Genomic DNA, 6236 nt, shown 5'->3' with positions numbered 1-6236 from the left:
CTTTTTGAGGAAGCCATCCCAGCCGGGGTGGCTTTCTCTATTTCCGGGGCTAGTTCGAGGGATTTCCCGCCCAAGAGGCGCAGGGCGGCCGGGATCTCGAAGCCGATCTCGGAAGTTACCGCTTGGGCGCGCGCATCGACTCCGGGGCGCTAGGCTGGAGCGGCCGGGCCACCCCCACCACGGGTGGCCTTCGTCGCGTTAGGCGAGGAGCGAAGGCTACGGCACACAATGTGGTCTCAGCGGACCTAGGGCAGTCACCTGGTCTCCCCGTCCATGAGCCGATAACGGGCAATCCTGCGCCGTTCGGCATGATCGGGCACAACCAGCATCGCGGTCAGCGGACCGGGCGCAGCGCCGTACGCGGCGAGCGAGCAACAGAGGACAGAAGTGAACAGAGAAGACGGGCGTGACGGCGCGGGCCGTGGCGAAGACAACCGCGAAGAGAGCAGGGACCGGGGCGAGCGCGCCGGAGGCTTCCGCGGAGATGGAGGACGCGGCGGCTTCGGTGGCCGCGACGCGGAGCGGCGGCAGGGCCCTCCGGGAGACCGCGATCGTGGCGAGCGCTCGTTCCGTTCCGACAGGCGTGGCGGATTCCGCGACCGGGACAGTGGTCCTGCCGGCCGGTATGGTTCCCGGGACCGCGACGAGCGGGGCGGCGGCCGCTCCTACGGTGATCGTGACGCCGCCCGTGGCGGAGACCGCCCGCAGCGTTCCTTCAGTGACCGTGACTCGTTCCGCGGAGGCGATCGTCCGCAGCGCCCTTACGGGGACCGGGACGGTTTCCGAGGCGGAGACCGCCCGCAACGCTCCTACGGCGACCGCGAGGCTTCGCGGGGCGGAGACCGCCCGCAACGCTCCTACGGCGACCGCGAGGCTTCGCGGGGCGGATCCGGCTCACGAGAACGCGACGACCGGGGTGGCCGCCCGTTCCGATCCGATGATCGCGGCACTCGCCCGCCCCGTGATGGGGGCCGTGGTTCCTCCGGTGGGTTCGCCGGCGGTCGCGACGGAGGACGTGGCTTCCAGGGAGGCCGTGACGGCGCGCGTGGTTTCTCCGGTGATCGTGAAGCGGGGCGCGGGTTCTCGGGTGCCCGAGACGGTGGCCGTGATGGTGGTCGCGACGGAGGCCGTCGTGAAGGCTTCGGCGACCGCCCGCCGCGTCAGGGGGGCGGTGGCTTCGGCGGCCGGTACGGCTCTCGCGACCGCGACGACCGCGGCGGTCGTCCCTTCCAGAACCGTGATGATCGTGGCGGCCGCGACAGCCGCCCCCCTCGCGACCGCGACGCCGGTCCGAACCGTGACGGCTATCGCGACAGCCGCCCGCCTCGCGACCATTCGCCAGGTGATCGAGGCGAGGGCAGGCCGCCGGGCGCCGATCGCCCGCAGCGTCCCTACGGAGACCGGGATGGATTCCGCGGTGGGGATCGCCCCCAGCGTTCGTACGGAGACCGTGACCGAGCGGGTGACCGTCCCCAGCGTTCGTACGGAGACCGCGGAGGCGATCGCCCCCAGCGTGTATATGGAGACCGTGACCGAGCGGGTGACCGCCCCCAGCGGGCGTATGGCGATCGCGATGCCCCCCGCGACAGGTCACCGCGACCGTTCAGTGATCGCGATGGGTCTCGTGGCGGGTACGGCTCACGCGATCGGGACGACCGTGGTGGCCGGCCGCCGAGGCAGGGTGGCGGCGGTTTCGGCGGGCGGTATGGCTCTCGCGACCGCGAAGAGCGCGGCGACGCCCGTGACACCGGCGCGTTCCGCGGCCGGGAAGGCGGTCGCCCCGACCGTGAGAACGACCGTGGTCCGCGTCCCTTCCAAGGACCTGAGCGTGAGCCCGGGCAGCGGGAGCGCCCGCAGCGTCCCTTCGGCGACCGTGAGGACAGAGGGGGCCCGAGGCCCTTCAGCCGAGACGAGCAGCCGGGCAGCCGGACGCGATATGGCAAGCCGGAGGAGCCGAGGCAGCGCGAGGAGCTACCCGAACTCGAGGCCGACATCACGCCCGACGAGCTGGACCGTGAGGCGCGCGCCGAGTTGCGTTCTCTCCCCAACGACCTCGCCGACCTGGTGGCCCAGCATCTCGTGGCGGCCGCTCGCGCGCTGAGCGCTGACGAGCCCGAGCGCGCCTACGAGCACGCGAAGGTGGCCCGGCGCTTCGCCGGCAGGATCGGCGTCGTCAGGGAGGCCAGCGGGATCGCGGCCTACCGCGCGGGGCAGTACGCCGAGGCGCTCGGCGATCTCCGGGCGGCGAGGCGGATGACCGGCTCTGACGCCTACCTGCCGATCATGGCGGACTGCGAGCGCGGCCTGGGCCGTCCCGAGCGGGCGTTGGACCTCATCCGTTCGCGCGAGGCCGAGCGCCTCGACCGGGCCGGCAAGATCGAGCTCGCCATCGTGGAGTCCGGTGCCCGCCGCGACCTGGGCCAGCACGACGCGGCTGTCATCACGCTCCAGCGCGTACCCGAGCTTCGGGATCCGCAGCCCAAGCCGTGGTCCGCGCGCCTGGCGTTCGCCTACGCGGACGCCCTGGCCGAGGCTGGTCATGAGGCTGCGGCGACCGACTGGTTCGCCCGCGCGATGGCGTTCGACGAGGACGGCGAGACCGACGCGGCTGAGCGCTACGCCGAACTGACGGGCGCCGTCATCGAGGACCTCGAAGAGGACTTCGACGAAGACGTCGAGGACTTCGAGGATGTCGACGGCGACCTTGACGACATCACCGGCGACCTCGGCGACGAGCAGGCCGCGAAGATCGTCGATAGCCTGTCGGAACAGCTCGACGCTGAGCCCGACGACGATGAGCTTGAGGACACCGACCTTGAGGACACTGACCTTGAGGACACTGACCTCGAGCATGTCGATCTTGAGGACGCCGGTGTCGACGCGGACGCGGGCGTTCGCGAGGGCGCCGTGGCCGGAGCGAGTGCCGGCGCCACAACGGGGGAGCCTGACGCCACCGACGCGCTGACTGGTGCGGCCGATGAGGGAGACATCCTCAGCGCCGAAGCGGGCAGCGATCGGCGGGCCGGAGGGCAGGACCGGGGCCCCACTGGGACGGACCAGCCGCAGGCCGTAGCCCCCGCAGCCGGCGGGGAAACCGCGAAGCCGGCGGAAGACGCGCTGGCAGAGTCGTCGGCCGCCCCCAAGGACACCGGGCACACCAACGACCCCAAGGACCCCAAGGGCGAAGTGACGACGTTCGGCCCGGCCTTCATCGAGCCCAATTTCGGTGACGTGCTCGACGACGATCCCGACGACTCGGAGGATCGCACGAAGCACCAACCCTGAGATCCGTACGGCCAGGCGCCGCCGCTCGTGATGACCGATCGCGAGCGGCGGCGCTTCGGCATCACGACGCGGGGGGTGTGCGGTCGAGCCAGTGCATGATGCCGGCGACGTTCGACGGGGCGCCGCTCAGCAGTTCGAAACGATCGGCGGCCGCCCCGCCGGCCTGCAGGGCCGCATAGCGTTCGCGTGTGCGTTCACGAACCATGGCCACCGCGTGGTCGAGGTCGAGACCGTCCGCCCGGGCCTGCTTGGTGAGGTCGACCCAGATCTTGAGCTCCTCCGCAGACCGTTCGAGGGTCGGCCGCACGTCCTCGACCGGACCGTAATGGCTGAAAAGTAGTCGCTGCGGCGCGAGCGCCTCGAACAGGGCGATCGATTCGAGGGCCACACCGAGGTCGAAGTCCGGTGGCGGGCTGGCGGGGCGCAGGTCGCCCGTCTCCGGCAGGTACACGCCCGCCGCGTCGCCCACGTAGAGATCTCCCGTCAGGGAGTCCAGCAGGCCGACGTGGTGCTTGGCGTGGCCAGGGGAGTAGTGGCTCGACAACGTGCGACCGTTGCCGAGGTCGACCGCTCCGACGTCCCCGAGCGCCCGGATGCGGGCCGCGTCAGTGGGGGCGAGCGTTCCGAACAGCACGTCGAGCTTGTCACCCCAGACCAGCTTCGCGCTGGCCATGAGACGTGACGGGTCGGCGAGATGCCGGGCGCCTTTTTCGTGCACGACGATCTCGGCCGACGGATAGAAGCCCGCTATGTCGCCGACCCCGCCGGCGTGGTCGAGATGGATGTGCGTCACGACGACCGTCGCCAGGTCGCCCGGCCCGACCCCGAGCGACGTGAGGGCGTCTCGCACGACAGGGGCCGACGTCGAGGTCCCCGTCTCGACCAGACACGGCCGGTCGCCCAGGATGAGGTAACCCGCGGTGATGCCCGAATAGCCGGCCATCCGGGTGTCGATCTCGTACACGTCGCCGCCGAGCGGTGTCACGTTGTCCACAGGGCACCCCAGAAACTAGAACCGGAATCCACAGAATGTCATTCAGGCCATCGACGCCTCAGCCTAATGACCGACAGTGATCTCCCACGAGAGAGGGGATCACATGCACCTCAACCAGGTGTCGCTGGTCGGCCGGCTGTCCATGGAGCCCGCCGACAGGGAATTGCCGAGTGGCAGCCTGCTCACGCAGTGGCGGCTCGCCGTCCGGCGGCCACCGGACCATCCGGGCTACCAGCGGTCTGACGCGATCGAATGCGCCACCTTCGACGACGAAGTGCGCGACATGGTGACCGACTGGCGGCTCGACGACGTCGTCGAGGTCGAAGGCGCCTTGCGCCGCCGCTGGTGGCGCGGCGGCAGCCGCTACGAGGTCGAGGTCCGTACGGCCCGCCGTCTCGAAGAGGGGCCGTTCCCGGCCCCAGAGGGTGACCGCCCCACCGAGGGAGACCCACCCACGGGAGAAGACGACTCCGCCACGGATGGTCGTTCAGCTGACACAACGGCACCAGCCGACGGCGAAGGGTAAGGTCAATGACCATGGCCGACATCGGCGATGGGGTCGGCACCTTGGACGAGCCCGATCACAGGGTCACCGAGCAGGCAAGGATCGCGGACGTGCGGCACAAGGCGCTCGTCGGGATGATCCAAGAAATTCTGGACGAGATCCGAAGCCGATCAGTCTGATGCGAAGGTGCGCATGACCAGGCCGGTTCGCGGCTTGGGGCCGAACGAGGTGGACTTGCGCGGCACCCGTTCGCCCTCAGCCGCGACCGCCAGAACATCCTCCGTCAACAGCGGATTGAGCAGCACCGCCGTCCCCCCGTGCTGCCGCGCGAGCCGTACCGCCGCGAGGGGATCGTGGTGCACCACCAGCACCGCCTGCTCGCTGTCCTCGATGCCCCACACCCTCGGCAGCAGGAACGCGGTGAGGATCGAGGTGTCCAGCGACCGCCAGCGGGCCGACCGGCCGGCGGGCATGGCGCGCCCGACCTGCAGAGGGTCGGGGTCGGTGAGCAGATGGGCCGGGCCATCCCCGGCCAGCACGAACGCGGGCCCGGTCGCCGTGGCGAGGCCCGCCAGGGCGTCTTCCAGCACGCTGAACTCGTGGACCTGCCAGGCTCCCTTGGCCCTGGCGGCCGCCTCCTCCAGGGAAAGGCCGGGGATCACCCGGTGGATCGCCTTCAGGTCAGGCGGGTACGCGAGGGAGTCGACCAGGAAGGCGAGCCCGTAGTCCCATGGGCCGGGTCCGGGATGGTCTCGCCGCAGCGCCTCATAGGTGGCGTAACGGTGGTGGCCGTCGGCGATCAGTGCCCGCCGGTCGCGCAGGTCCTCGCCCACGGCGGCGATCTCGACGGGGTCGGTCACCGCCCAGAGCCGGTGCCGGACTCCGTCGGAGGTCCGGATGTCGAGGAGCGGGAATCCCTGGGTCGCCACGTCGTCGACCAGGCGCGATGCCGTTCCGCCGCCTTCATAAAGCAGGAAGATCGGCTCCAGGTTGGCCTCGGTCGCCCGCATGAGGGCGAGCCGGTCGGCGACGGGGCCGGGCATGACGTCCTCGTGGGGCAGGATCGAGGCGGTCCCGACCCCGACGGCGCCGATGAGGCCTCTTTGCAGGAATCCGGCCCCGCTCTGCTCGTAGACGTACAGTCCTGGTGGGCTGTCCACGGTCAGCACGCCGGACCCGAGCCATCGGACCAGCAGCTCACGGGCGTCGGCGTAATGGCTCACGCCGGGAAGGATCAGGCGCGCCACGTTGTTCGCATGACGACCGAGCAGATCGCGCAGTTCATCGGGGGAGACGAGGTCGTAGGGCGGCGAGGTGACCGCGGCGAGATCGTCGATCGCGAATCGCACGCCGTGGAACGGACGTAGCATCAGTCCCGTCCGTTCAGAACTCTCCATACCGGGCATGTTGCCATAAGGCCCGGACTCCCCGACGCTGCGGTGCCCGGTTCGT

The 6236-nt window shown here is 70.5% G+C and carries 7 protein-coding genes; 3 read left to right on the top strand and 4 right to left on the bottom strand.

Going from position 1 to position 6236, the window contains the following annotated elements; genetic code table 11:
• Positions 1-894: 894 nt before the first annotated feature.
• Complete coding sequence (locus tag N5079_RS21800) at positions 895-1335, bottom strand: hypothetical protein (protein WP_261585803.1); 441 nt, start codon at positions 1333-1335, stop codon at positions 895-897.
• A gap of 303 nt (positions 1336-1638) precedes the next feature.
• On the bottom strand, positions 1639-1818 hold the full coding sequence (locus N5079_RS21795; RefSeq protein ID WP_261585802.1) for a hypothetical protein: 180 nt from the start codon (positions 1816-1818) through the stop codon (positions 1639-1641).
• A gap of 213 nt (positions 1819-2031) precedes the next feature.
• Between N5079_RS21795 and N5079_RS21790 the strand changes: the two genes are divergently transcribed.
• On the top strand, positions 2032-3285 hold the full coding sequence (locus N5079_RS21790) for a hypothetical protein (protein WP_261585801.1): 1254 nt from the start codon (positions 2032-2034) through the stop codon (positions 3283-3285).
• Between the two features lie 61 nt (positions 3286-3346).
• Here N5079_RS21790 and N5079_RS21785 read toward each other — a convergent pair whose 3' ends face one another.
• Positions 3347-4279 (bottom strand): MBL fold metallo-hydrolase, encoded by a 933-nt coding sequence (locus N5079_RS21785; RefSeq protein ID WP_261585800.1) that lies wholly within the window; start codon positions 4277-4279, stop codon positions 3347-3349.
• Positions 4280-4382: 103 nt separating this feature from the next.
• On the opposite strand from N5079_RS21785, the gene N5079_RS21780 reads away from it, so the two are divergent.
• Both N5079_RS21780 and N5079_RS21775 read left to right on the top strand, forming a co-directional pair.
• Complete coding sequence (locus tag N5079_RS21780; RefSeq protein ID WP_261585799.1) at positions 4383-4805, top strand: single-stranded DNA-binding protein; 423 nt, start codon at positions 4383-4385, stop codon at positions 4803-4805.
• 11 nt (positions 4806-4816) lie between these two features.
• On the top strand, positions 4817-4963 hold the full coding sequence (locus tag N5079_RS21775; protein WP_261585798.1) for a hypothetical protein: 147 nt from the start codon (positions 4817-4819) through the stop codon (positions 4961-4963).
• On the opposite strand, the gene N5079_RS21770 is transcribed toward N5079_RS21775, so the two are convergent.
• A complete protein-coding gene (locus N5079_RS21770; protein ID WP_261585797.1) occupies positions 4955-6181 on the bottom strand; it encodes a DUF1015 domain-containing protein in 1227 nt (408 codons plus the stop codon). The genes N5079_RS21775 and N5079_RS21770 overlap by 9 nt on opposite strands.
• Positions 6182-6236: the final 55 nt, after the last annotated feature.

Source organism: Planotetraspora sp. A-T 1434, from assembly GCF_025420585.1.
GTDB lineage: Bacteria > Actinomycetota > Actinomycetes > Streptosporangiales > Streptosporangiaceae > JAOEGB01.
This window is presented reverse-complemented; position numbering and strand designations above follow the sequence as displayed.